The organism is Streptomyces sp. Isolate_45, assembly GCF_024721315.2.
GTDB lineage: Bacteria > Actinomycetota > Actinomycetes > Streptomycetales > Streptomycetaceae > Streptomyces.
The window spans coordinates 1-22,308 of record NZ_JANFAK020000006.1; the positions used below are offsets into that span (position 1 = coordinate 1).

23 protein-coding genes, 4 tRNA genes and 1 pseudogene are annotated in these 22,308 nt (G+C 71.1%); 21 read left to right on the forward strand and 7 right to left on the reverse strand.

All coding sequences use genetic code 11. The features are described 5' to 3' along the window. From NOD94_RS03490 to NOD94_RS03510, 5 genes and pseudogenes are all read left to right on the forward strand, one after another. Positions 1-391, forward strand: a pseudogene (locus NOD94_RS03490) (NADH-quinone oxidoreductase subunit L); the annotation flags it as partial. 38 nt (positions 392-429) lie between these two features. Beyond that, a complete protein-coding gene (locus NOD94_RS03495; RefSeq protein ID WP_281204275.1) occupies positions 430-1,983 on the forward strand; it encodes an NADH-quinone oxidoreductase subunit M in 1,554 nt (517 codons plus the stop codon). Further along, positions 1,980-3,518 (forward strand): NADH-quinone oxidoreductase subunit N, encoded by a 1,539-nt coding sequence (locus NOD94_RS03500; RefSeq protein WP_281204201.1) that lies wholly within the window; start codon positions 1,980-1,982, stop codon positions 3,516-3,518. The genes NOD94_RS03495 and NOD94_RS03500 overlap by 4 nt, the downstream gene beginning before the upstream one ends. A gap of 215 nt (positions 3,519-3,733) precedes the next feature. Further along, positions 3,734-4,597 carry a zinc metalloprotease HtpX gene (gene htpX, locus NOD94_RS03505; RefSeq protein WP_281204202.1) on the forward strand — a complete coding sequence of 288 codons (864 nt, stop codon included), beginning with the start codon at positions 3,734-3,736 and terminating at the stop codon, positions 4,595-4,597. Continuing rightward, the gene (locus tag NOD94_RS03510; protein ID WP_281204203.1) at positions 4,594-4,986 is read left to right on the forward strand and encodes a YccF domain-containing protein; all 393 of its coding nucleotides are present in this window, start codon (positions 4,594-4,596) and stop codon (positions 4,984-4,986) included. Before htpX ends, NOD94_RS03510 begins: the two co-directional genes overlap by 4 nt. A 376-nt stretch (positions 4,987-5,362) precedes the next feature. Here NOD94_RS03510 and NOD94_RS03515 read toward each other — a convergent pair whose 3' ends face one another. Further along, on the reverse strand, positions 5,363-6,790 hold the full coding sequence (locus tag NOD94_RS03515) for a SulP family inorganic anion transporter (RefSeq protein WP_281204204.1): 1,428 nt from the start codon (positions 6,788-6,790) through the stop codon (positions 5,363-5,365). A 251-nt stretch (positions 6,791-7,041) separates the two neighbouring features. Then, positions 7,042-7,530, reverse strand: a complete 489-nt coding sequence (locus NOD94_RS03520; protein ID WP_281204205.1) for a YajQ family cyclic di-GMP-binding protein — start codon at positions 7,528-7,530, stop codon at positions 7,042-7,044. Between the two features lie 199 nt (positions 7,531-7,729). Between NOD94_RS03520 and NOD94_RS03525 the strand changes: the two genes are divergently transcribed. Next, a tRNA-Tyr gene (locus tag NOD94_RS03525) sits at positions 7,730-7,811 on the forward strand. Between the two features lie 110 nt (positions 7,812-7,921). On the opposite strand, the gene NOD94_RS03530 is transcribed toward NOD94_RS03525, so the two are convergent. Next, the gene (locus NOD94_RS03530; RefSeq protein ID WP_281204206.1) at positions 7,922-8,428 is read right to left on the reverse strand and encodes a hypothetical protein; all 507 of its coding nucleotides are present in this window, start codon (positions 8,426-8,428) and stop codon (positions 7,922-7,924) included. Positions 8,429-8,533: 105 nt separating this feature from the next. On the opposite strand from NOD94_RS03530, the gene NOD94_RS03535 reads away from it, so the two are divergent. Further along, the gene (locus tag NOD94_RS03535; protein WP_281204207.1) at positions 8,534-8,974 is read left to right on the forward strand and encodes a DUF3574 domain-containing protein; all 441 of its coding nucleotides are present in this window, start codon (positions 8,534-8,536) and stop codon (positions 8,972-8,974) included. 36 nt (positions 8,975-9,010) lie between these two features. Here the strand turns inward: NOD94_RS03535 and NOD94_RS03540 are convergent, their stop codons facing one another. Together NOD94_RS03540 and NOD94_RS03545 are read right to left on the reverse strand one after the other, a co-directional pair. Beyond that, entirely contained in the window at positions 9,011-9,667 is a 657-nt protein-coding gene (locus NOD94_RS03540) for an SDR family oxidoreductase (RefSeq protein WP_281204208.1), read from the reverse strand. A gap of 55 nt (positions 9,668-9,722) precedes the next feature. Then, positions 9,723-11,012 carry an amidohydrolase family protein gene (locus NOD94_RS03545; RefSeq protein ID WP_281204209.1) on the reverse strand — a complete coding sequence of 430 codons (1,290 nt, stop codon included), beginning with the start codon at positions 11,010-11,012 and terminating at the stop codon, positions 9,723-9,725. Between the two features lie 390 nt (positions 11,013-11,402). Here NOD94_RS03545 and NOD94_RS03550 point away from each other — a divergent pair. The 10 genes from NOD94_RS03550 to NOD94_RS03595 all read left to right on the forward strand — a co-directional run bounded on the left by NOD94_RS03550 (position 11,403) and on the right by NOD94_RS03595 (position 17,529). After that, a tRNA-Thr gene (locus tag NOD94_RS03550) sits at positions 11,403-11,475 on the forward strand. 48 nt (positions 11,476-11,523) lie between these two features. Continuing rightward, positions 11,524-11,596, forward strand: a tRNA-Met gene (locus NOD94_RS03555). Positions 11,597-11,684: 88 nt separating this feature from the next. Beyond that, the gene (gene rpmG, locus NOD94_RS03560) at positions 11,685-11,849 is read left to right on the forward strand and encodes a 50S ribosomal protein L33 (RefSeq protein ID WP_007265873.1); all 165 of its coding nucleotides are present in this window, start codon (positions 11,685-11,687) and stop codon (positions 11,847-11,849) included. Positions 11,850-12,005: 156 nt separating this feature from the next. Beyond that, positions 12,006-12,458, forward strand: coding sequence for a MaoC family dehydratase N-terminal domain-containing protein (locus tag NOD94_RS03565; protein WP_281204210.1), 453 nt, complete (start codon positions 12,006-12,008; stop codon positions 12,456-12,458). 1 nt (position 12,459) lies between these two features. Further along, positions 12,460-12,888: a MaoC family dehydratase gene (locus tag NOD94_RS03570; RefSeq protein WP_281204211.1), complete on the forward strand. Its 429-nt coding sequence runs from the start codon at positions 12,460-12,462 to the stop codon at positions 12,886-12,888. A 393-nt stretch (positions 12,889-13,281) separates the two neighbouring features. Next, a complete protein-coding gene (locus NOD94_RS03575) occupies positions 13,282-13,875 on the forward strand; it encodes a helix-turn-helix domain-containing protein (RefSeq protein ID WP_281204212.1) in 594 nt (197 codons plus the stop codon). 128 nt (positions 13,876-14,003) lie between these two features. After that, complete coding sequence (locus NOD94_RS03580) at positions 14,004-15,461, forward strand: DHA2 family efflux MFS transporter permease subunit (protein ID WP_281204213.1); 1,458 nt, start codon at positions 14,004-14,006, stop codon at positions 15,459-15,461. Positions 15,462-15,611: 150 nt separating this feature from the next. Further along, positions 15,612-16,010 carry a DUF3291 domain-containing protein gene (locus tag NOD94_RS03585; protein ID WP_281204214.1) on the forward strand — a complete coding sequence of 133 codons (399 nt, stop codon included), beginning with the start codon at positions 15,612-15,614 and terminating at the stop codon, positions 16,008-16,010. Between the two features lie 45 nt (positions 16,011-16,055). After that, the gene (locus tag NOD94_RS03590; RefSeq protein ID WP_281204215.1) at positions 16,056-17,111 is read left to right on the forward strand and encodes a UDP-N-acetylmuramate dehydrogenase; all 1,056 of its coding nucleotides are present in this window, start codon (positions 16,056-16,058) and stop codon (positions 17,109-17,111) included. Position 17,112: 1 nt separating this feature from the next. Continuing rightward, positions 17,113-17,529, forward strand: coding sequence for a hypothetical protein (locus NOD94_RS03595; protein ID WP_281204216.1), 417 nt, complete (start codon positions 17,113-17,115; stop codon positions 17,527-17,529). On the opposite strand, the gene NOD94_RS03600 is transcribed toward NOD94_RS03595, so the two are convergent. Together NOD94_RS03600 and NOD94_RS03605 are read right to left on the reverse strand one after the other, a co-directional pair. Continuing rightward, positions 17,519-18,538 carry an adenosine deaminase gene (locus NOD94_RS03600; protein ID WP_281204217.1) on the reverse strand — a complete coding sequence of 340 codons (1,020 nt, stop codon included), beginning with the start codon at positions 18,536-18,538 and terminating at the stop codon, positions 17,519-17,521. The two genes, NOD94_RS03595 and NOD94_RS03600, sit on opposite strands and share 11 nt — an antisense overlap. A 185-nt stretch (positions 18,539-18,723) precedes the next feature. Beyond that, a complete protein-coding gene (locus NOD94_RS03605) occupies positions 18,724-19,950 on the reverse strand; it encodes a pyridoxal phosphate-dependent aminotransferase (RefSeq protein WP_281204218.1) in 1,227 nt (408 codons plus the stop codon). Positions 19,951-20,141: 191 nt separating this feature from the next. On the opposite strand from NOD94_RS03605, the gene NOD94_RS03610 reads away from it, so the two are divergent. The 4 genes from NOD94_RS03610 to rplK all read left to right on the forward strand — a co-directional run bounded on the left by NOD94_RS03610 (position 20,142) and on the right by rplK (position 22,240). Further along, positions 20,142-20,214 (forward strand) — tRNA-Trp (locus tag NOD94_RS03610). A 105-nt stretch (positions 20,215-20,319) separates the two neighbouring features. Then, positions 20,320-20,601, forward strand: coding sequence for a preprotein translocase subunit SecE (gene secE / locus NOD94_RS03615; RefSeq protein ID WP_281204219.1), 282 nt, complete (start codon positions 20,320-20,322; stop codon positions 20,599-20,601). Positions 20,602-20,685: 84 nt separating this feature from the next. Continuing rightward, a complete protein-coding gene (gene nusG, locus NOD94_RS03620; RefSeq protein WP_281204220.1) occupies positions 20,686-21,621 on the forward strand; it encodes a transcription termination/antitermination protein NusG in 936 nt (311 codons plus the stop codon). Between the two features lie 184 nt (positions 21,622-21,805). After that, positions 21,806-22,240, forward strand: coding sequence for a 50S ribosomal protein L11 (rplK, locus tag NOD94_RS03625; RefSeq protein WP_281204221.1), 435 nt, complete (start codon positions 21,806-21,808; stop codon positions 22,238-22,240). The last annotated feature ends 68 nt before the right edge of the window (positions 22,241-22,308 follow it).

Below are 22,308 nucleotides of genomic sequence, written 5' to 3' on the forward strand. Positions count from 1 at the left end.
CGCCGCCGCCGAGTCCGCCGCCGAGACCCCCGAGGTCGCGGAGGTCACCCACGAGCACCCCGCCGTCCCGGCGGGACCCGCCCCCGACCCCGGACGCGCCCTCCTCGGCCCCCTGCACCGCCACGCCGCCGACGGCTTCCACCTCGACGCCGTCTACGACCGCCTGTTCGTCCGCCCCGTCCGCGGGGCCGCGAGCCTGGTCCGCTTCCTCGACCGGGAGGTCGTGGACACGTACGTCCGCGGCGCGGGCACCGGCACCCGGCTGCTCGGCAGCCTCGTGCGCCGCGCCCAGACCGGCAACGTGCAGACCTACCTGAGCGCCCTGCTCGCCGGCGCCGTGGTCCTGGCGATCGCCACCGCCGTCCTCGCCAACGTCAACGCCGGATCGTGAGCCGTGAGTCAGCCGTGATTGATATCAGCCCGTCCGTGATGCAGTTCCTTCTGGCGTTCATCGTGGCCGCACCGCTCCTCGGGGCCGTCGCCGCCCTCCTGCCGGCCCCGCCCGGACTCAAGGGCAGGAGCCCCGAACAGGCCGTCCTGCGCCACGGCGTGACCGTCACCGGCGTCATCCTCGCCGCGGCCATCGCCCTCACCGCGGGCTTCGACCACGACGCCCCGTCCCGCTTCCAGGCGACGACGGACATCAGCTGGATCCAGGCGCTGAACATCCGGATCCACCTCGGCGTCGACGGCATCTCGCTCCCCCTCCTCCTGATGACCGCGCTGCTGTTCTTCCTCTGCGCGGTGTACAGCTACCACAAGCTCCCCGATGGCCCTTCCCCGAAGGCCTTCGTCGCGCTGCTCCTCGTCCTCGAATCGGGGACGCTCGCGACCTTCGCCGTCCTCGACCTGCTGCTCTTCTTCCTCGCCTTCGAGATGGTCCTCATCCCGATGTACTTCCTCATCGCCCGCTGGGGCGGCGCTCAGCGGCAGGCCGCCGCCTGGAAGTTCATCCTGTACACCCTCCTCGGATCCGTCGTCATGCTGCTCGGTCTGCTCCTCATCGGACTGAACAGCGGCACCTTCGACATGGTGGCACTCGCCTCCGACAACGGCCGCGAACTGACCCACACCACCCAGCTGCTGGCCGTCCTCGCCATCGGCATCGGCCTCGCCGTCAAAACCCCCATGTGGCCGCTCCACAGCTGGCTCCCCGACGCCCACACCGCCGCCCCCACCGTCGGCTCCGTCCTCCTCGCGGGCGTCATGCTGAAGATGGGCACCTACGGGTTCGTCCGCATCCTGCTCCCCGTCACCCCCGACGGCATGCACACCTTCGCCCCGTACCTCGGCGCCTTCGCCGTCGTCGGCATCGTCTACGGATCCCTCGCCTGCCTCGCGCTGGCCCGCAAGGGCGGCAAGGGCGACCTCAAGCGCCTCATCGCCTACTCCTCCGTCGGCCACATGGGCTTCGTCCTCCTCGGCATCGCCTCCATGACCCCGACCGGGGTCAACGGCGCGCTCTTCGCGAACATCGCGCACGGCCTGATCACCGGCCTGCTCTTCTTCCTGGTCGGCGCCCTCAAGGACCGCTACGGCACCGCCGACCTCGACACCCTCGCCGGCGCGACCGGCGCCGCCCTGTACGGCCGCGCGCCCCGCCTCGGCGCCCTCCTCGCCTTCGCCGCCGTCGCCTCCCTCGGCCTGCCCGGCCTCGCCGGCTTCTGGGGCGAGATGCTGGCCCTGTTCGGGGCGTTCGACCCCGCCGAAGGCCTGTCGCGGCCGGCCTTCCTCACCTACACGGCCGTCGGCGCGTTCGGCACCCTGCTCACCGCCGCCTACCTGCTGATCGTCGTACGGCGCGTCTGCATGGGCGACCCGAAGGCCGAACCCGGGATCACCGTCGCGGACGTCCAGCGCCACGAGTTCGCCGCCTGGACCCCGCTCGTCGCCCTCACCGTCCTCGCGGGCCTGTGGCCCGCGGTCCTCCTCGGCCTCACCGACCCGGCCGTCCAGAAGCTCCTCGCAGGAGGCAACTCATGACGGCCCTGACGGTCCTCGCCGCCGAAACCCCCAGCCTCGTCCAGTCCGTCGACTGGCTCGCCATCACGCCCGTGGTGGTCCCCGCCGCCGTCGCCCTGCTCGTCCTCGTCGCCGACCTGTTCCTGCCCGAAGGACGCAAGCCGCTCCTCGGCTGGATCTCCGTCGCCGGCCTCGCCGCCGCGACCGCCGCCCTGTGGCCCCTGCGCGCCGGCGACCGCACCACCTTCTGCCTCACCGGCGACCCGACCGCCTGCTCCTACACCGCCGACCACTTCGCGCTCGTCGTGCAGTTCCTGGTCCTCGCCGGCGCCCTCGTCACCGCCCTCATGTCGGTCACCGCCGTCCGCGAGACCCGCATGCCCGCCGGCGAGTACTGGTTCCTGCTGCTCTCCTCCGCCGCCGGCGCCGCCCTGCTGCCCGCCTCCCGCGACCTCGCCACCCTGATCGTCGCCCTCGAAGTGGCCTCGCTGCCCGCCTTCGCCCTGGTCGGCATGCGCCGCGGCGACCGGCTGTCCTCCGAGGCCGCCCTCAAGTTCTTCCTGTCCTCCGTCACCGCCACGGCCGTCTCCCTCCTCGGCGTCGCCTTCGTCTACGCCGCCACCGGCTCCCTGCACCTCGACCAGGTCGCGGACCGCCTCGAAGACGTCCCCGCGCGGTTCGACACCCTCGCCATGGCCGGCGTCGCGCTGACCCTCGTCGGCTTCGCCTTCAAGACCGCCGCCGTCCCCTTCCACTTCTGGGTCCCCGACACCTACGTGGGCGCCCCGCTGCCCATCGCCGGCTACCTCTCGGTGATCGGCAAGGCCGTCGGCTTCACCGGCCTGATCCTCGTCACGGTCATCGCCTTCCCCGCGTACTCCGACATCTGGGGCCCCGCCCTGGCCGTCCTCGCCGCGCTGACCATGACCCTCGGCAACGCCGCCGCCCTGCGCCAGTCCGCGGACCGCCCCAACAGCGCCGTACGGCTCCTCGCCTGGTCCTCCGTGGGCCAGGCCGGCTACCTGCTGGTCCCGATCGCGGCGGCCGCGTACTCCGATCGCGACCAGATCGGCTCCACCGTCGCCTACGCCCTGATGTACGGGGCCGTGAACCTCGGAGCCTTCGCCGTGGCCGCGCTCGTCGCCCGGACCAAGCCCCTCCAGCGGATCGCCGACTACCGCGGCCTCTACGCCGAGCGCCCGTTCGCCGCCCTCGCGCTGGCCTTCTTCCTGCTGTGCCTCGCGGGACTGCCGCCGGGCATCATCGGCCTCTTCGCGAAGGTCACCGTCTTCCGGTCCGCCGTCGACGCCGGGCTCGGCTGGCTCGCCGTCGTCATGGCCGCCAACGTCGTCGTCGCCCTCTACTACTACCTGCGGTGGACCGCGCTCCTCTTCCGCTCCCCCGAGGACGGCGCCCCCGCCGCGCGGCCCGCCGCGGCCAAGGTCCCCTGGCCGGTCACCGCCGCGATCGTGCTCACCGCGGCCACCGCCGTGGTGCTCTCCGGCGCCCCCCAGCTCGTCCTGCGCTTCGCCTCGGGCAGCCTCTTCCCGCAGTAGGACGCGGCAGGACCCCTCAGGTCGGAGCACGTTCACCCGCCCGGCCCAACGCCCACCACCACCCCCGGACCGGCCCTGCGGGGGCGGCGGCCCCGCCGCGCCCCGGGAACCGTACGGCCCCATCTGGCGTTGACCAGGAAGGGAGGGTCCACTGGACCGTAGACCCTCAGACCTTGGACGGGGTCCCCCCTGCCGCACCACTTGGAGGGCGTACCGTGCACCGCCGGCACAACGGGCTCAAGACCGCCGTACTCCTCGGCGGGCTGTCCGCACTCATCATCGTCATCGGAAGCCTCTTCGGGCGGACGGGCCTGATCGTCGCCGTCGTCGTCGCCCTCGGGACGAACGCCTACGCGTACTGGAACAGCGACAAGCTGGCTCTACGCGCGATGCGCGCCCGCCCCGTCAGCGAGTTCGAGGCCCCCGAGCTGTACCGCATGGTGCGCGAACTCTCCACGTCCGCGCGCCAACCCATGCCACGGCTCTACATCTCACCGACCGAAGCACCCAACGCCTTCGCGACCGGCCGCAACCCGCGCAACGCCGCGGTCTGCTGCACCGAGGGCATCCTGCGCATCCTCGACGAACGCGAACTGCGCGGGGTGATCGGCCACGAGCTGAGCCACGTCTACAACCGGGACATCCTGATCTCCTCGGTCGCCGGCGCACTGGCCTCCGTGATCATGTTCCTGGTGAACTTCGCCTGGCTGATCCCGATCGGCCGGTCCAACGACGACGAGGGCCCCGGCCTCATCGGCATGCTGCTGATCATGATCCTCGGCCCGCTGGCCGCGTCCGTGATCCAGCTCGCCATCAGCCGCTCGCGCGAATACGAGGCGGACGCCTCCGGAGCCCAGCTCACCGGTGATCCCCTCGCCCTGGCCAGCGCCCTGCGCAAGCTCGATGCGGGCACCAAACAGCTCCCGCTGCCCGCCGAACCGCGCATCGAGACGGCGAGTCACATGATGATCGCCAACCCCTTCCGGCCGGGCGAAGGACTGTCCAAGATGTTCTCGACACACCCTCCGATGGCCGAGCGCATCGCCCGGCTCGAACAGATGGCAGGACGCAGTCAGTGAAGACCATCCTCAACATCATTTGGCTCGTGCTCAGCGGGATCTGGCTGTTCCTGGGCTACTGCCTGGCCGGCGTGATCCTCTGCATCACGATCATCGGCATTCCCTTCGGCATAGCGGCGTTCCGCATCGCCGTGTACGCCCTCTGGCCGTTCGGCTACACCACGGTCGAACGCCGTGACTCCGGCGCCGGCTCCTGCGTGGGCAACGTCCTGTGGCTGATCCTGGCCGGCTGGTGGCTGGCCCTCGGCCACATCGCCACCGGCATCGCGCTGTGCATCACGATCATCGGCATCCCGTTCGGCATCGCCAACTTCAAGATGGTCCCGCTCTCCCTGCTCCCGCTCGGCCGCGAGATCGTCCCGACGGACGCCCCGTTCGCCTCGCGCTGACCTCGGACGTCCCGGGGTTATCCACAGGGTCGAACGGATGTCGGGGGCATGCGTCACCATGAACGCATGAACGAATCCGAGCAGTTGCTGGAGCAAGTCACCGACCGGTTGAGGGGCTGCGCGGCCGGGCGCCACGAACACCTGCCCGCGCAGCCGGGTTCCGGGGGGCCACCCCGGGCCGCCCCTTGGCCCGGCCCCGCGCCGCCCCTCCCGGGGTCAACGCCGCCCGCGTGACCACCGGAGGCGAGGAGTGCGTCGCGCAGGCCGGCACCCGCCGGCGAACACCCCGACCGCGGTGACGGCCCGTACCTTGACAGCTGAACCGAGAGCCCGCGCGCAGACGTTCGCGATCGCGTAGCGCGCAGCGGTGGTCGGGTTAGACGACGCCTTCCCGGCCGGGGAGCGGCGCCCGCTTGCGTTCCCACCCCTCCAGGGCGGTCAGGCAGGCGTGGTCCAGGTGCCGCAGCCCGCTCAGGTCGAGCCGCACGTGCTCCCCGTTCGGCAGCGCGTCCAGCGCGTCGAGGAGTTTGGGCAGCCTCAGGAAGCTGGCGTTCCCCACCACCCGCACGCACAGCTCCTCGCCCTCCTGGACCTCCTCGATGTGCACGTGGGAGGTCTCCCAGGCCGCCTTGGCGACGGCGAGCCCCAGGCCGATCAGCACCCCTTCGAAGAGGTTGGTGACCACGATCGCCGAGGCCGTGACCAGCAGGACCACGGCCTCCCCCCGGTGCGTGCGCCACAGCCCGGCCACGGCCCGGACCGGCAGCAGCTTCCACCCCGCGTGCAACAGCACCCCGGCCGGCGCGGCGAGCGGAACGATCTCCAGGAGTTGGGGGAAGGCCACGGCGAACAGCAACAGCCAGGCCCCGTGCATCACCCGGGAGGCGCGGGTCCTGGCCCCCGCCTCCACGTTGGCGGCGCTGCGGACGATGACGGCGGTCATCGGCAGCGAGCCGAGCATCCCGCACACACTGTTGCCCACGCCCTGGGCGATGAGTTCCCTGTCGTAGTGCGTCCTCGGCCCGTCGTGCATCCGGTCGACGGCGGCCGCACTGAACAGCGTCTCCGCGGAGGCGATCAGCGAGAGCGCGACCACGGTCCCGACGGCACCCACGGAGGCCAGCACCCCGAAGTCCGCCCAGCCGGGCGGCGCCACAGCCTCCAGCACCCCCGTCACCCGCACCTTCTCCACGGGCAGGCCCAGCAACACGGCCACCGCCGTCGCGGCCGCCACCCCGACGAGAGCCCCCGGCACGATCCGCAGCCGCGCCGGCACCCGCGGCCACGCGACCAACACCGCGACGGTCGCGGCGCCCAGCGCGACGGCCGACCAGTCCGCGCGCCCCACGAGCGCCGGCAGCCCGCCCAGCTTGGCCAGGGTGTGCCCCGGCGCCGTCACCCCGCCCAGGGCGTAGAGCTGCCCGGCGATCAGCACGAGCCCGATCCCGGCCAGCATCCCGTACACGACGGCGATCGAGATCGCCCGGAACCACCGCCCGAGCCGCAACACCCCCATGCCCAGCTGCAACAGCCCGGCGGCCAGCACCAGCACCCCGAGCGCGGGCAGCCCGTACGCCCGCACCGCCTCGTAGACCAGCACGGTTAGCCCGGCCGCGGGCCCGCTCACCTGGAGGGAGCTCCCACGGAACCACCCGGTGACCAGCCCGCCGACCACCCCGGTGACGACCCCCAACTCGGCCGGCACCCCGGAGGCGACGGCCACCCCCACACAGAGCGGAAGCGCGACCAGCGCGACGACCACGGACGCCGCGAAGTCCTGGCGGAACGTGCCGGCCCCAGGCATGCGGGAACCCCCTGCCATCCGGTGATTGACGATTCACCCAGCGTGGTGGCCGCACCGGCCCGTGCCTAGTGATCACAGGGGGGCCGCGTAGGAGCACGCGCCGCTCACGCCCCGCACACACCCTCCGAGCGCCGACGACGAAGGGCACGACACGGGCGCCCGCCGCAACCTCCCCGGCGAACCGCCCCCGTCGTGCCCTCGGGGTTCGTTCAGTGCTGCGCGAACGGGCCCGGAACCACCGGACCCGCTGATCAGCGGTAGTTCACGAACTGGATCGCGAAGTCCAGGTCCTTGCCCTTGAGCAGCGCCTGAATGGCCTGGAGGTCGTCACGGCTCTTGGAGCTGACGCGCAGCTCCTCGCCCTGGACCTGGGCCTTGACGCCCTTGGGGCCCTCGTCACGGATGATCTTCGCGACCTTCTTGGCGTTCTCCTGGGAGATGCCTTCCTCGATCGTCGCGAAGATCTTGTACTCCTTGCCGGACAGCTGCGGCTCGCCGGCGTCCAGCGCCTTCAGCGAGATCCCGCGCTTGACCAGCTTGGTCTCGAACACGTCGAGGACGGCCTTGACGCGCTCCTCGGAGTTCGCCTCCATCAGGATCTTCTCGCCGGACCAGGCGATCGACGCGCCCGTGCCCTTGAAGTCGTAGCGCTGCGAGAGCTCCTTCGCGGACTGGTTGAGGGCGTTGTCGACCTCCTGCCGCTCGACCTTCGAGACGATGTCGAAACTGGAGTCGGCCATGTGCTGTGGCTCCTTGAAGTCGGCTGTGATGTGCCCCGAAGGGCGCGGCCGGACATCCCCGGCCCGCTCCGCAAAGCCTAGCCATCACGCCCACGTGGGGGGCTGATCAATCCGGTGGCGGACCACACCCGCACATCGGGTATTGTTTACGTCGTTGCCACGGAGCGCCGCCGCAAGGCGGAAAGACGGCAACGATCATGGCGGTGTGCCCGAGTGGCCAAAGGGAGCAGACTGTAAATCTGCCGGCTCAGCCTACCCAGGTTCGAACCCTGGCGCCGCCACGCGAGTAAAACCCTCGTCCATCCGCGAAAATGCGGTGGACGGGGGTTTTTTCGTACGTCCCGTACCGGGCGAGCGCCCGCTGGACGCCCCGCCGGCGTCCCCGGTGCACTCAGGAAGGCCCGGCCATCGTCAGGTGGTAGGTCGTGTCCACCCAGAAGCCGTTCGTCGCCGAGGCCTCGATCTCCAGCACGAACTGACCCGCCGGAAGCGGTTCGAGCGCGCACCACAGACCCCACGCGACCCGCGGTATCCCCATGGACTGGAACGTCCCCGACGTGAACTCGCGCACCTCCAGCGGACGACTGTTCACCGCCGCCGAAGCCCGGGTCACCTCCATCCGCCACGGCTTGGTCACCAGCGGAACCACCGGACGCTGCGTGTTCAGGACCGGGAAGAACAGCCGACGGCCCGCCGCAACGGTGCAGCGCCGCACCACCCTGCCGCCGTACGTCCCCGCCAGGAACCAGAGGTCCTCCGGCTGCCGCCAGTCGGCGTACACCCCCGTCGTATCGCTCACCGGGCTCCGGTCGGCCGGCGCGGACAGCGCCCACTTCCACCACCGGGCCGCCAACCGGCCGCCCTCGGCCGCACCGACGTTCCAGTCGCCGTCGCCCATTCCCAACCCCGGAACCTCACGGGACCGCCCCCTGCGGTCGACATCCGGGTGACCCTATCGGGCGCCTCCGGCGCACCGATGGGGGCGGCCGGTCGTTCACCGGCCGTGACATGGACTACGGACACACGCGGAAAGGTCGGGGGCGGCGTCCTGCTCGCCCTGCTCGGCGCCGGGATCCCCGCCCTGGTCGGGGCCGCACTGCACACCCCGGTCGGAGAGCCGTACCGGGAGACCCGGCTGTACTTCGGCACGCAACGCCCCGACGGCCGGGAGCCCGTGGGGGAGGCGGAGTTCCTCCGGTTCCTGGACCACGACATCACCCCGGCCTTCCCCGAGGGGCTCACCCTCCAGGACGGCCGCGGCCAGTGGCGCGGCCAGGACGGCACGACCATCCGCGAGACATCGTACGAAGTCATCCTGCTCTACCCCGAGAAGGAGGCGGAGGAACGCTCGGTACGCGTCGAACGAATCCGGCAGACCTACGAGAAGCAGTTCCAGCAGGACTCCGTCGGACGCTCGGACGACAAGCTGGACGCCGACTTCTGACGCCCGTTCAACGGCGGGCCGGGCGCCCGCCCCCGCTCAGGTGCCCGCCATGTTCTTGACGGCCACCGACACCGGGGTGGAGCCCGCGACCAGTTCCAGGGTCAGGCCCGCCGTCGCCGGCGTCTCCACCAGCTCGGCGAGCACCGCCGCGACGTCGTCGCGCGGGACGGACCCGCGCCCCGTGTCCGCCTCCAGCCGGACCTCGCCCGTCCCCGCCTCATCGGTCAGCGAACCCGGCCGCAGGACCGTCCACTCCAGGCCCAACCGGGTACGGACGTACTCGTCGGCCTCGCCCTTCGCCCGCAGGTAGACGTCGAAGACCTCGTCGCCCCCGTGCCGCGGGTCCGCACCCATCGAAGAGACCATCAGGAAGCGCCGCACGCGCGCCCGTTCGGCCGCGTCGGCGAACAGCGTCGCCGCGCCCCGGTCCACGGTCTCCTTGCGCTCCGCCCCACTGCCCGGACCGGCGCCGGCGGCGAACACCGCGACGTCCGCGCCCTGCAGGATGCCCGCCACGTGCTCGACGGACGCCGACTCCAGGTCGCACAGCACCGGTTCGGCGCCCGCCTGCCTGAGGTCGTCGCCCTGCGCCGGATCGCGGATGATGCCCGCGACCTCGTACCCGCGCGCGGCGAGCAGTCGCTCCAGCCGCAGCGCGATCCGACCGTGTCCACCCGCGATGACGATGCGCATGTCCCGACCGTACGTCGAGCCGGGCGCGGGCGCCCGCGAACGCCCGTCCGGCGCCTCAGGCCCCCGACTCCGTACGGCCCTGCCTGGGCAGGTCCAGGGCCACCGCGACCGCCGAGTCGCAGTACTCCCGTACGGCACTCGTACGGGCTACGACACGCCCCCGGTGGATCACGATCCGGCTGTACGCCAACGACAGCACCCCGGCGATCCGGTCCCCGCGCACGGCGAGCAGCTCCGCCGGGAAGCCGGCCTCCACCCGCACCTCGGGCAGCCCCATCGCCTCCCGGGCGGCGCTGCTGACCGTCTCGTAGGCCTCCGGAGCACGCAGCCCGCCCTGGGAGGCCAGCAGGTACGCGGCTTCGAGCGGGTCCCCGCGCCCGACCGGGTTCCCGGCGTCCCGCAGTGCCCCGCTCCCGGCCGTCACGCGCACCCCGGCCGCCCGCAGCAGACGTACGGGGGCGGTGCGCAGGCCGCGCCGTTCCAGGGCCGCGCAGTCGCCCTGGGGCAGGCACGTCACCCGTACGCCCGCCGCCGCGAGCTGGTCGGCCGCGCGCGAAGCCGCCTCGAGCGGGAGCCGCGACAGACCCCCGCAGGGCCCGATGCTCACCCCGGGGCGCAGCCCGCCGGCCATCGCCGCGAGCCGGGCGAGACGGCCGGGGTCGTCACCGTCCGTGTGCAGGTCCACGGGGCAGCCGTGCTCCGCGGCCAGCTCCAGGACCGCTTCGACGAAGCCCGTCGGATCGGGATCCAGATCCGGGCAGCCCCCGATCACGGAGGCGCCCATCTTGACGGCGTCGCGGAGCATGGCCAATCCGTCCGCGCCGGCGGCCCCCGTCAGCAACCGCGGCACGGCCACGGCCGTCAGGTCGGCCAGCCCCCGCAAGGACCGCCGCGCCTGGAGGACGGCCTCCATGGGGCCGAGCCCGTGCACATCGCCGATCCGCACGTGGGAGCGGACGGCGGTCGCGCCGTGACCGAGCTGGAGCAGGGCAGCCTCGGTGGCCCGGCGCTGCACCTCGTCCAGGCCGTACGAGACGGGCCCCTCGCCGTCGGCGGTCAGGGCGGTGTCCCCGTGCGCGTGCGGCTCGGCGGGGGCGGGGAGCAGCAGGTATCCCCGCAGGTCGACCCGGGACAGCGTGGGGGCGGTCAGACTGCCCGCGGTCCCGACGGCCTGGATGCGACCGCCGCCGAGCCGGACGTCGACGGTACGACCGTCGGTGAGCCGCGCCCCGGCGAGGAGAAGACCGCCGGCCTCGGGCGCGCCCCCGAGGCCGGGGGCGCGGGAGGGGCCCTCCGCCGGGTTCCGCGAGGAGTGGGAGGGCTGCTGCGGCTGGCTGTCGGACATCGCGCTCCTGCGGTGGCTCGGGCGGTTCCTGCGCCGTGGCCACAGCCCGCGGCCCAAGATCACGCAGCGTGGTCAGAGCCTAGGGCGCCCGACTGCCCGCTTCGCGGAAGAGCGCAATAGTCGTACCGGTGTGGTGCCCCGGCGCGCCCCGGCGCGACCTGCCGCTCCGGCGCGGCGGGGGAGGAGCGGGGAGGGGTCGCCGAGGACATGTGGTGCGTCCGTGACGGCGAGAGTCGGGTGGCGCGGTGTGAGCTCCCGCACAATCGGCCCGAAATCTGTCGGACGGGCGCCCGCGCGGTGATCGAAAATCTTCACCGGCCTCCTCCCGAGGCCAGTCGCCGCAAAGGATTTGGGCGATCGGCGGGCAACCGTGTAATGTCTTCATCGCTCGCCCCAATAGCTCAGTCGGTAGAGCGTCTCCATGGTAAGGAGAAGGTCTGCGGTTCGATTCCGCATTGGGGCTCTGGTGAGTGAGGTTCCCCACCCTCGGGTGGGGAGCGGATCTCATCAAAGCGGCGTAGCTCAGTCGGTAGAGCAAGCGGCTCATAATCGCTGTGTCACCGGTTCAAGTCCGGTCGCCGCTACAACTAGTAGCCGATTGCGGGGTCGGTCTCCCGATCGGCTACTCTTTTATGCGTTCATCCGTCCCATAGTCCGTCAAGGAGCACTCACGTGGCTGCCACCGACGTCCGCCCGAAGATCACGCTGGCCTGCGTGGAGTGCAAGGAGCGGAACTACATCACCAAGAAGAACCGGCGTAACAACCCGGATCGCATGGAGATGAAGAAGCACTGCCCGCGTTGCAACTCGCACACCGCGCACCGCGAGACCCGCTGATCCTGGCGAAGTCTCGAATATAGGCACCGTCATGAGGTCGTCCCCGTCATTGGGGGGCGGCCTTGTGTCGTTTCCGCACGGATCACGATCCGGCGCGGGGCGGCGCGTCCCTCTCCGTCTGTTCTTTCGTGTCCCTTCCACAGGAGGTAGTGAGCCATGGCCCTCGACCAGACCTTCGTCGGGCGGACCTACCCGCCCACCGATCCGTACGAGGTCGGCCGGGAGAAGATCCGCGAATTCGCGGTCGCGGTGGGTGATGAGAATCCCGTCTACACCGACCCGGAAGCGGCCAAGGCGTTCGGCCACTCCGACGTGATCGCACCCCCGACCTTTGTGTTTGCCATCACATTCGCGGCGGCGGGACAGGTCGTCGAGGACCCCCAGCTGGGTCTCGACTACAGCCGCGTCGTGCACGGCGACCAGAAGTTCTCGTACGTCCGTCCTGTCCGCGCGGGCGACCGGCTCTCCGTGACCTCGACGATCGAGGCCGTGAAGTCGATGGCCGGCAACGACATCATCGACATCCGCGGCGAGGTCCACGACGCCTCCGGCGAGCACGTGGTGACGGCGTGGACCAAGCTCGTGTCCCGCGCCCCCGAGGAGGCCTGAGATGACTGCCCGCATCCAGTACGACGACGTCGAGGTCGGCACCGAACTGCCGGCGGCGTCCTTCCCCGTGTCGCGCGCGACGCTCGTCCGCTACGCCGGGGCCTCCGGCGACTTCAACCCGATCCACTGGAACGAGAAGTTCGCCAAGGAGGTCGGACTGCCGGACGTGATCGCCCACGGCATGTTCACCATGGCCGAGGCGATCCGTGTGGTGACCGACTGGACGGGCGACCCGGGTGCGGTGGTCGACTACGGAGTCCGCTTCACCAAGCCGGTCGTGGTCCCGAACGACGACGAGGGCGCACTGATCGAGGTCACCGCGAAGGTGGCCGTCAAGCTGGACGACAAGCGCGTACGGGTCGACCTGACGGCGATGAGCGCGGGCCAGAAGGTCCTCGGCATGTCCCGCGCGGTGGTCCAACTGGCCTGAGCGGGGTCGGGTTGGGCGGGGTCTTGTTCCTCGGGCCCGCGGGGCTGGTCGGGATGGGGGTGGGCGGGGTGTCCTTGGCCCGGATCAGGGCGGGTTTGGGGGGTTCCCGCCGGTCTCATCGTCTCCCCGTGTCGGGCCGGTCCCTCAAGGGCGCTCCCTGCGGTCGCGTCGCTTCGCGATGGCCTTCGGCCACCCTTGACCGACCGACCCGACACGGAAAGCCGAAGACCGACGGGAACCCCCCGAACCCGCCCTGATTCGGACCGGTGGGACCCCGCCCCCGGACCCCGCTCACGTCCGCAACCCCGACTGCCGGCACCCGGCACCCCGCACCTCGCCCCGTCCTCCCCGCCACCCTTGACCCGGTTAGTGATTGAGCACTAACTTAGAACCATGGCAAGGATGAGTGCGGAAGAGCGGCGCGAGAGCGTCGTGCGGGCGGCCATGTGTGAGTTTGCGCGTGGCGGCTATTACGGGACGTCCACCGAGGCGATCGCCAAGCGCGTCGGTGTCTCGCAGCCGTACCTGTTCCGGCTCTTTCCCAACAAGCAGGCCATGTTCCTCGCCGCCACCACCCGCTGCATGGAGGAGATCAGGCTGGTCTTCGAGGAGGCCGCCAAGGGGCTCAGCGGTGAGGAGGCCATGGACGCCATGGGGGCGGCCTACCTGACGTTGATCGCCGAGCAGCCCGACAAGCTGCAGATGCAGCTCCAGGTGTACGTGACCGTGGCGGCTGCCGAAGCCGCCGGGGAGCGGGAGTTCGGCGAGCTGGTCCGGGCCGGCTGGATGGATCTCTGGGACACCGTTCGCCTGCCCCTCGGTGGGGACAGCGAGCAGGCGGGCTCCTTCATGGCCTACGGAATGCTCATCAACACCCTCGCGGCCCTCGGGTTCCCGCCGGGGCACCGCGTGTGGGAAGGGTGCTGGCTCTCCGGGTCCGCCGAGTCCGCCCGTTTCGCCGAATCCCGCGAGTCCCCGCAGGCCTGAGTCCGTCCGCCCTCCGAGCCCCACCGCTCCCGCCCGTCCCACCCCGTCCCGCCGGCCGGTGCGGCCTGCCCGCAAAAGTTAGTAATCAGTCACTACCAAAAGCGTCACGCTGATCAGGGGGAAACACCGTGAGCACACAACCCGCCCTCGGAGCGCCCGCGCCCCGCCTCGGAGCGCCCGCGATCTGGGCTCTCGTCCTCACCGGCGCCGCCAGTTTCATGGCCGCCCTCGACAACCTCGTCGTCACCACTGCCCTCCCCGCGATCCGCGCCGACCTCGGCGGGAAGCTGGAGGACCTGGAGTGGACGGTGAACGCCTACACGCTGACCTTCGCCGTCCTGCTCATGTTCGGCTCCGCGCTCGGGGACCGGTTCGGCCGGCGGCGGCTCTTCATCATCGGGCTCGGGATATTCACGGCCTCCTCCGCCGCGGCCGCGCTGTCGCCCGGCATCGACGCGCTCATCGCCGCCCGGGCCGTTCAGGGCGTCGGAGCGGCGATCATGATGCCGCTGACCCTCACGCTGCTCACCGTCGCCGTCCCGGCCGCCCGCAGGGGCATGGCCCTCGGGATCTACGGGGCCGTGACCGGTCTCGCCGTGGCCAGTGGTCCGCTCATCGGGGGCACCCTCACCGAGCACATCTCCTGGCAGTGGATCTTCTGGCTGAACGTCCCGATCGGCCTCGCCCTGATCCCCCTCGCCCGCCTGCGCCTCGCCGAGTCCACCGCACCGAACGCCCGCCTCGACGTACCCGGCACCCTGCTGATCAGCGCCGGCCTCTTCGGCATCGTCTACGCACTGGTCAACGCCAACGCCGACGGCTGGACCAGCGCGCCCGTCCTCACCGGCCTCATCGCGGGCACCGCGCTCATCGGCGCCTTCATCCGGCACGGCATGCGCGCCGCCGACCCCGTCCTGCCCATGCGGCTCTTCCGCGACCGCGGGTTCCTCGGGATCAACGTCGCCGGCCTGCTCATGTTCCTCGGCATGTTCGGCTCGATCTTCCTGCTCAGCCAGTTCCTCCAAGGGGTCGTCGGCTACTCGCCCACCGAGGCCGGACTGCGCATGCTCCCCTGGACCGGCATGCCGATGATCGTGGCCCCGCTCGCCGGCATCCTCTCCGACCGGATCGGCGGGCGGCCCGTCGTCGCCGCCGGGCTGGCGTTCCAGGCCATCGGGCTCGGCTGGTTCGCGGTGGTCCTGAGCACCGACGTCTCCTACGCCGCCCAGCTCCCGGCGCTGATCCTCAGCGGCATCGGCATGGCCCTCTACTTCGCCCCGGCCGCCAACGTGCTCATGTCCACGGTGCGCCCCGCCGACCAGGGCAAGGCCTCCGGAACCAACAACGCACTCCGCGAGGTCGGCGGCGCCCTCGGTGTGGCCGTCCTCGCCTCCGTCTTCTCCGCCCAGGGCGGCTACGAGACCCCGCAGGCCTTCACCGACGGGACCGTCCCCGCCCTGTGGATCGGGGCCGTCGCCGTCGCCCTCGCCGCAGGGTTCGCGCTGCTCGTGCCGCGCCGCGGCAGCGGGCCCCTCACCGGGTCGGAGCCGGTCGTCGAGGCCCGCAAGGTGCCCATCGCCGGCTGAGGCCCCGCAGCACACCGGTTCCCCACCCCACCGGCCCCACCCCACCGGCCCCGCTCGCCGGCCGGGTCCGACGCCCGGGCGCGGCCGGGAGAACCGCAGCACCGCCCGCACGCGAAGTTCCGTACGGCTCAACGCGAAGGAGCGCCCGTCATGCCCGACATCCCCTGGTCCACGCCCGTCCAGCCCGCACCCGACGCCGAGGTCTACGTCATGGCCTCCCGCTTCGAGACCGTCACCCTCCTCGGCGCCCTCAAGTTCTTCCTCAAGGCGCCCGGGATCATCGCGCAGATCCGCAAGGCTCCCGGCGCGCACGGCGTCGCCCTCCGGGCGCGGGTGCTGCGCCGCACCTTCCTCACCCTGTCCGCCTGGGAGGACCGGGACGCCCTCTACCGCTTCGCGGGCAGCGAGCCGCACCGCTCCGGCTCCCGCGCCGCAGCCGCCCACATGAAGGAATCCGAGTTCACCTTCTGGAGCGTGCGGGCCTCGGAACTCCCCCTGGGTTGGGCGGAGGCCGAGCGCCGTCTGGCCGAGCGGAAGCGGGCGCACTGAGTGCCCCGCCGGGATGCGAGGGGGACGGACCGTACTCTTGTGCTCGTGCAGGAACTCCACGACGCCCCCCTCGCCCCGCTGACCACCTTCCGCCTCGGCGGCCCCGCGGCCCGGCTGGTCACCGCGACCACCGACGCCGAGGTCGTCGACGCCGTCCGCGCCGCGGACGCCAGTGGCACTCCGCTGCTGGTCATCGGCGGCGGCAGCAACCTGGTCATCGGTGACCAGGGCTTCGACGGCACCGCCCTGCGCATCGCGACGACCGGCTTCGTCCTCGACGGCACCCGGCTGGAGCTCGCCGCCGGCGAGAACTGGAGCGACGCCGTCGCCCGCACCGTCGACGCCGGACTCGCGGGCATCGAGTGCCTCGCCGGGATCCCCGGCTCGGCCGGCGCGACCCCGATCCAGAACGTCGGCGCGTACGGCCAGGAGGTCCGCGACACCATCACGGAGGTCGTGGCCTACGACCGCACCAGCGGCGAAACGGTCACCCTGACCGCCGCCGAGTGCGACTTCCGCTACCGCAACAGCACCTTCAAGGACCAGCCCGACCGGTACGTCGTCCTGCGCGTGCGCTTCGCCCTGGAGGACGCGGGCGGCCTCTCCGCCCCGATCAAGTACCCGGAAACGGCCCGCGCCCTCGGCGTCGGCGCCGGCGACCGGGTCCCGGCCGCCACCGCCCGCGAGACGGTGCTGCGCCTGCGCGCCGGCAAGGGCATGGTCCTCGACCCCGCCGACCACGACACCTGGTCGGCCGGCTCCTTCTTCCACAACCCGATCCTGACCGACGAGGCGTACGCCGCCTTCCTCACCCGCGCCCAGGACCGCCTCGGCCCCGACACGGCCCCGCCCGCGTACCCGGCCGGCGAGGGACGTACGAAGACCAGCGCGGCCTGGCTGATCGACAAGGCCGGCTTCACCAAGGGCTACGGCACCGGCCCGGCCAGGATCTCCACCAAGCACACCCTCGCCCTGACCAACCGCGGCGAGGCCACCACCGAGGACCTCCTCGCGCTGGCCCGCGAGGTCGTCGCCGGTGTCCACGAGGCCTTCGGCGTCACGCTCGTCAACGAGCCGGTGACGGTCGGCGTCCGCGTCTGACATGAACTGCCCCCAGCACGGGGCCGGCACGGACCCCACGCGCCTGGTGGGCCGCGAGATCAGCAGGGTCGTCGCGTCCTGGCACGTCTGTGAAGGCGAACGCTCCGAGGCGCCGCTCGACGTGTGGCTGATCGACAGCGTCGGCGACTCCACGCGGATCACCACCGGCTCCGACCAGTGCCTCATCGTCGAGTCCGCGACCCCGCACGAGCCCTACGACCTGGGGGAGTGGGGCCGCATCGAGGTCGGCGAGGACCTCGGTGACCACCCGTTCCTGCCCCACGTCGGGCGGACGATCGCCTCGGTCGCCGAGTTCGCGCTGCCCGAGCAGGGCCGCACCCACCTGGAGATCGGGTTCCCCGGCGGCCACCGGGTGCGGGCCGACTGCTACGAGGGGGACCTGCGGCTCACCCGCTGAGCCAGTGGTCGATCCCGTCCAGCAGCTTGGCCTGGACGTCGTCCGGCGCGGCCGAACCGCGCACCGACTGCCGGGCCAGCTCGGCCAGCTCGGCGTCCGTGAACCCGTGGTGGCGACGCGCGAACTCGTACTGCGCCGCCAGCCGCGAACCGAACAGCAGCGGGTCGTCCGCGCCCAGCGCCATCGGCACGCCGGCCTCGAACAGGGTCCGCAGCGGCACGTCCTCCGGCCGCTGGTACACGCCGAGGGCGACGTTGGACGCCGGGCAGACCTCGCAGGTGATCTGCCGGTCGGCGAGCCGCTTGAGCAGCCGGGGGTCCTCGGCCGCCCGTACGCCGTGCCCGATGCGGGCGGCGTGCAGGTCGTCGAGGCAGTCCCGGACGGAGGAGGGCCCGCCCAGCTCGCCACCGTGCGGGGCCGCGAGCAGGCCACCCTCGCGGGCGATGGCGAAGGCCCGGTCGAAGTCGCGGGCCATGCCGCGGCGTTCGTCGTTGGAGAGCCCGAACCCGACGATGCCGCGGTCGGCGTAGCGGACGGCGAGGCGGGCGAGGGTGCGCGCGTCGAGGGGGTGCTTCATGCGGTTGGCGGCGATGACGACGCGCATGCCGAGGCCGGTTTCCCGGGAGGCGGAGTCGACGGCGTCGAGGATGATCTCGACGGCCGGGATCATGCCGCCCAGCAGGGGGGCGTAGGAAGTGGGGTCGACCTGGATCTCCAGCCAGCCGCTGCCGTCCCGGACGTCCTCCTCGGCGGCCTCGCGGACCAGCCGTCGGATGTCGTCGGGCTCGCGCAGGCAGGAGCGGGCGGTGTCGTAGAGCCGCTGGAAGCGGAACCAGCCGCGTTCGTCGGTGGCCCGGAGTTTGGGCGGTTCGCCGCTGGTCAGGGCCTCGGGCAGGCGGACGCCGTACTTGTCGGCCAGCTCCAGCAGCGTCGCGGGGCGCATCGACCCGGTGAAGTGCAGGTGGAGGTGGGCTTTCGGCAGAAGCGTGAGATCGCGTACGTGCTCCATCTGGTGATCCTGCCGTACTTGTCACCCGATCGGCAGCCGCTTTCCCTGAACGGGACCTTGCCCGAACGTAAATATGAGCTGCTGGGGGGCGGGACGGGGCGCAGCGGACCCGGCGGCGGCCGGGCCCGGAAACGACGGAGCGGCGCCACCCCGCCGGGGTGACGCCGCTCCGTACGCCTCGACGATCAGGCCTTGGCCTCGGCGAGCAGCTTCTGGAGCCGGGACACGCCCTCGATCAGGTCCTCGTCGCCCAGGGCGTACGAGAGGCGCAGGTAGCCGGGGGTACCGAAGGCCTCGCCCGGGACGACCGCGACCTCGGCCTCGTCCAGGATCAGCGCGGCGAGCTCGACGGAGGTCTGCGGGCGCTTGCCGCGGATCTCCTTGCCCAGCAGCTCCTTGACCGACGGGTACGCGTAGAACGCGCCCTCGGGGGTCGGGCAGAACACGCCGTCGATCTCGTTCAGCATCCGCACGATGGTCTGGCGGCGGCGGTCGAAGGCGGTGCGCATCTCGTGGACGGCGTCCAGGTTGCCGGAGACGGCGGCGAGCGCCGCGACCTGGGCCACGTTGGAGACGTTGGAGGTGGCGTGCGACTGGAGGTTCGTCGCGGCCTTCACGACGTCCGTCGGGCCGATGATCCAGCCCACGCGCCAGCCGGTCATCGCGTACGTCTTGGCGACGCCGTTGACGATGATGCACTTGTCGGCGAGCTCGGGGACGATCGCCGGGAGCGAGACGAACTTGGCGTCGCCGTAGACCAGGTGCTCGTAGATCTCGTCCGTCAGGACCCACAGGCCCTTGTCGGCGGCCCAGCGGCCGATGGCCTCGGCGTCGGCCTCGGAGTAGACGGCGCCCGTCGGGTTGGACGGGGAGACGAAGAGGACGACCTTCGTGCGCTCGGTGCGCGCGGCCTCCAGCTGCTCGACGGAGACCCGGTATCCGGTGGTCTCGTCGGCGACGACCTCGACCGGGACGCCGCCCGCGAGGCGGATCGACTCCGGGTAGGTGGTCCAGTACGGAGCCGGGACGATGACCTCGTCGCCCGGGTCGAGGATGGCCGCGAACGCCTCGTAGATGGCCTGCTTGCCGCCGTTGGTCACCAGTACCTGGGACGCGTCCACCTGGTAGCCGGAGTCGCGCAGCGTCTTCGCGACGATCGCGGCCTTCAGCTCGGGGAGGCCGCCGGCCGGCGTGTAGCGGTGGTACTTCGGGTTGCGGCAGGCCTCGACCGCCGCCTCGACGATGTAGTCGGGGGTCGGGAAGTCGGGTTCGCCCGCACCGAAGCCGATCACCGGACGCCCGGCGGCCTTGAGGGCCTTGGCCTTGGCGTCGACGGCGAGGGTGGCGGACTCGGAAATGGCGCCGATACGGGCGGACACCCGGCGCTCGGAGGAAGGCGTTGCAGAGGTCATGCGGCCAATCGTCCCAGACGGCCCAGAAGGCCCGCACACCGTTTCAGGTACCGGACGGAGCAGGTTCGGATCTCTTCTGTTCGACGTCAGGGCCCGGACCACGTACACTCACCTGTCGTTGGTCCTCATCAACCGCCCGGAACGTGAGCACTCCGTGCACTCGCTCGGATGCGGTAGGTTGGGGAACGCAAAGGGTCGTAGCTCAATTGGTAGAGCACTGGTCTCCAAAACCAGCGGTTGGGGGTTCGAGTCCCTCCGGCCCTGCTCCACACTCCTTCTCGGATGTGTGCGCAGGTACGTACTTCGATGCAACGCCGTGCGGCGCAACCGGGCGCGGCTACGGCCACGACCCGGATTCAGGTGAGAGACGTGACGGACGCCCTGGGCTCCATCGACATGCCTGACGCCGAGGACGACACTCGCGAGAAGAAGTCCCGCAAGGGCGGTAAGCGCGGCAAGAAGGGCCCTCTCGGCCGGCTCGCGCTCTTCTACCGTCAGATCGTCGCGGAACTCCGCAAGGTCGTTTGGCCCACCCGTAACCAACTCACGACGTACACCTCCGTGGTGATTGTCTTCGTCGTCATCATGATCGGTCTGGTGACCGTGATTGACTATGGGTTCCAGGAAGCCATCAAGTTCGTCTTCGGCTGATCCCCGCGGAGGGCGGCGCCTTGATGGGTGCCGCCCGTTTTCGCATGTTCCACCACCTTTTGTATCCAGGAAGAAGCAGCCACCGTGTCTGACCCGAACCTGAACGCGAGCGACGAGTCCGTCGAGTCCGTCGAGTCCGTTGAGGACCAGCTCGACATCGTCGAGGCTGCCGACGCTGTGGACCCCGACGAGGCCGAACTCGCCGACGCCGACGCCGGCATCGCCGCCGAAGAGGCCGCGCTGCACGTCGAGGACGAGGTCGACGCCGAGGCTGAGGACGACGCCGAGGTCGAAGAGGCCGACGACTCCGACGACGAGACCGCCGAGGTCGACGTCGAAGCCGCGGACGAGAGCGACGACGAGGAGGCCGAGGAGGCCGCCGAGGTCGAGCCCGCCGAGCCCGTCGACCCCACCCAGGCCCTGCGCGACGAGCTTCGCCTGCTCCCCGGCGAGTGGTACGTGATCCACACCTACGCGGGCTACGAGAAGCGCGTGAAGGCGAACCTGGAGCAGCGTGCCGTCTCGCTGAACGTCGAGGAGTTCATCTACCAGGCCGAGGTGCCCGAGGAAGAGATCGTCCAGATCAAGAACGGCGAGCGCAAGAACGTCCGGCAGAACAAGCTGCCCGGTTACGTTCTCGTCCGCATGGATCTGACGAACGAGTCCTGGGGCGTCGTCCGCAACACCCCCGGTGTCACCGGCTTCGTGGGCAACGCCTACGACCCGTACCCGCTGACCCTGGACGAGATCGTCAAGATGCTCGCGCCGGAGGCGAAGGAGAAGGCCGACAAGGCCGCCGCCGAGGCCGCGGGCCTGCCGGCTCCCGCCGTCAAGCGCACCATCGAGGTCCTGGACTTCGAGGTCGGCGACTCGGTCACCGTCACCGACGGCCCGTTCGCGACGCTGCAGGCGACGATCAACGAGATCAACCCGGACTCGAAGAAGGTCAAGGGTCTCGTCGAGATCTTCGGCCGCGAGACCCCGGTCGAGCTGAGCTTCGACCAGATCCAGAAGAACTGACCCGGATCCGCTGATCCGGATCTTCTGAACGACGCTTCCGAACCAGGTCAGATCGCCCCGTAAAGGGTGGTCTGACCTGCTCGGTTTTTAGCCCCGCGCCTGTACCCGTTATCGTGGTGCGGTATGCCTCCATCCGGATGACCGGTTGGCGGCTGAAAACTCTCACTAGGACCCGGAGAGAGCAATGCCTCCCAAGAAGAAGAAGATCACGGGGCTTATCAAGCTCCAGATCAAGGCCGGTGCGGCCAACCCGGCTCCGCCGGTCGGCCCCGCGCTCGGTCAGCACGGCGTCAACATCATGGAGTTCTGCAAGGCCTACAACGCCGCGACCGAGTCGCAGCGTGGCATGGTCGTGCCGGTGGAGATCACGGTCTACGACGACCGTTCCTTCACCTTCATCACCAAGACTCCGCCGGCCGCGCGTCTCATCCTGAAGAGCGCGGGCGTGGAGAAGGGCTCCGGCGAGCCGCACAAGACCAAGGTCGCGAAGCTCACGCGTGACCAGGTCCGCGAGATCGCCACGATCAAGATGCCTGACCTCAACGCGAACGACATCGACGCCGCCGAGAAGATCATCGCCGGCACCGCGCGTTCGATGGGCATCACGATCGAAGGCTGATTCAGCCACCCAGCACGACAGTGGTAGGGCCAAGCGCTGGTCCGCACCACGACTCCACGCCTGAAGTC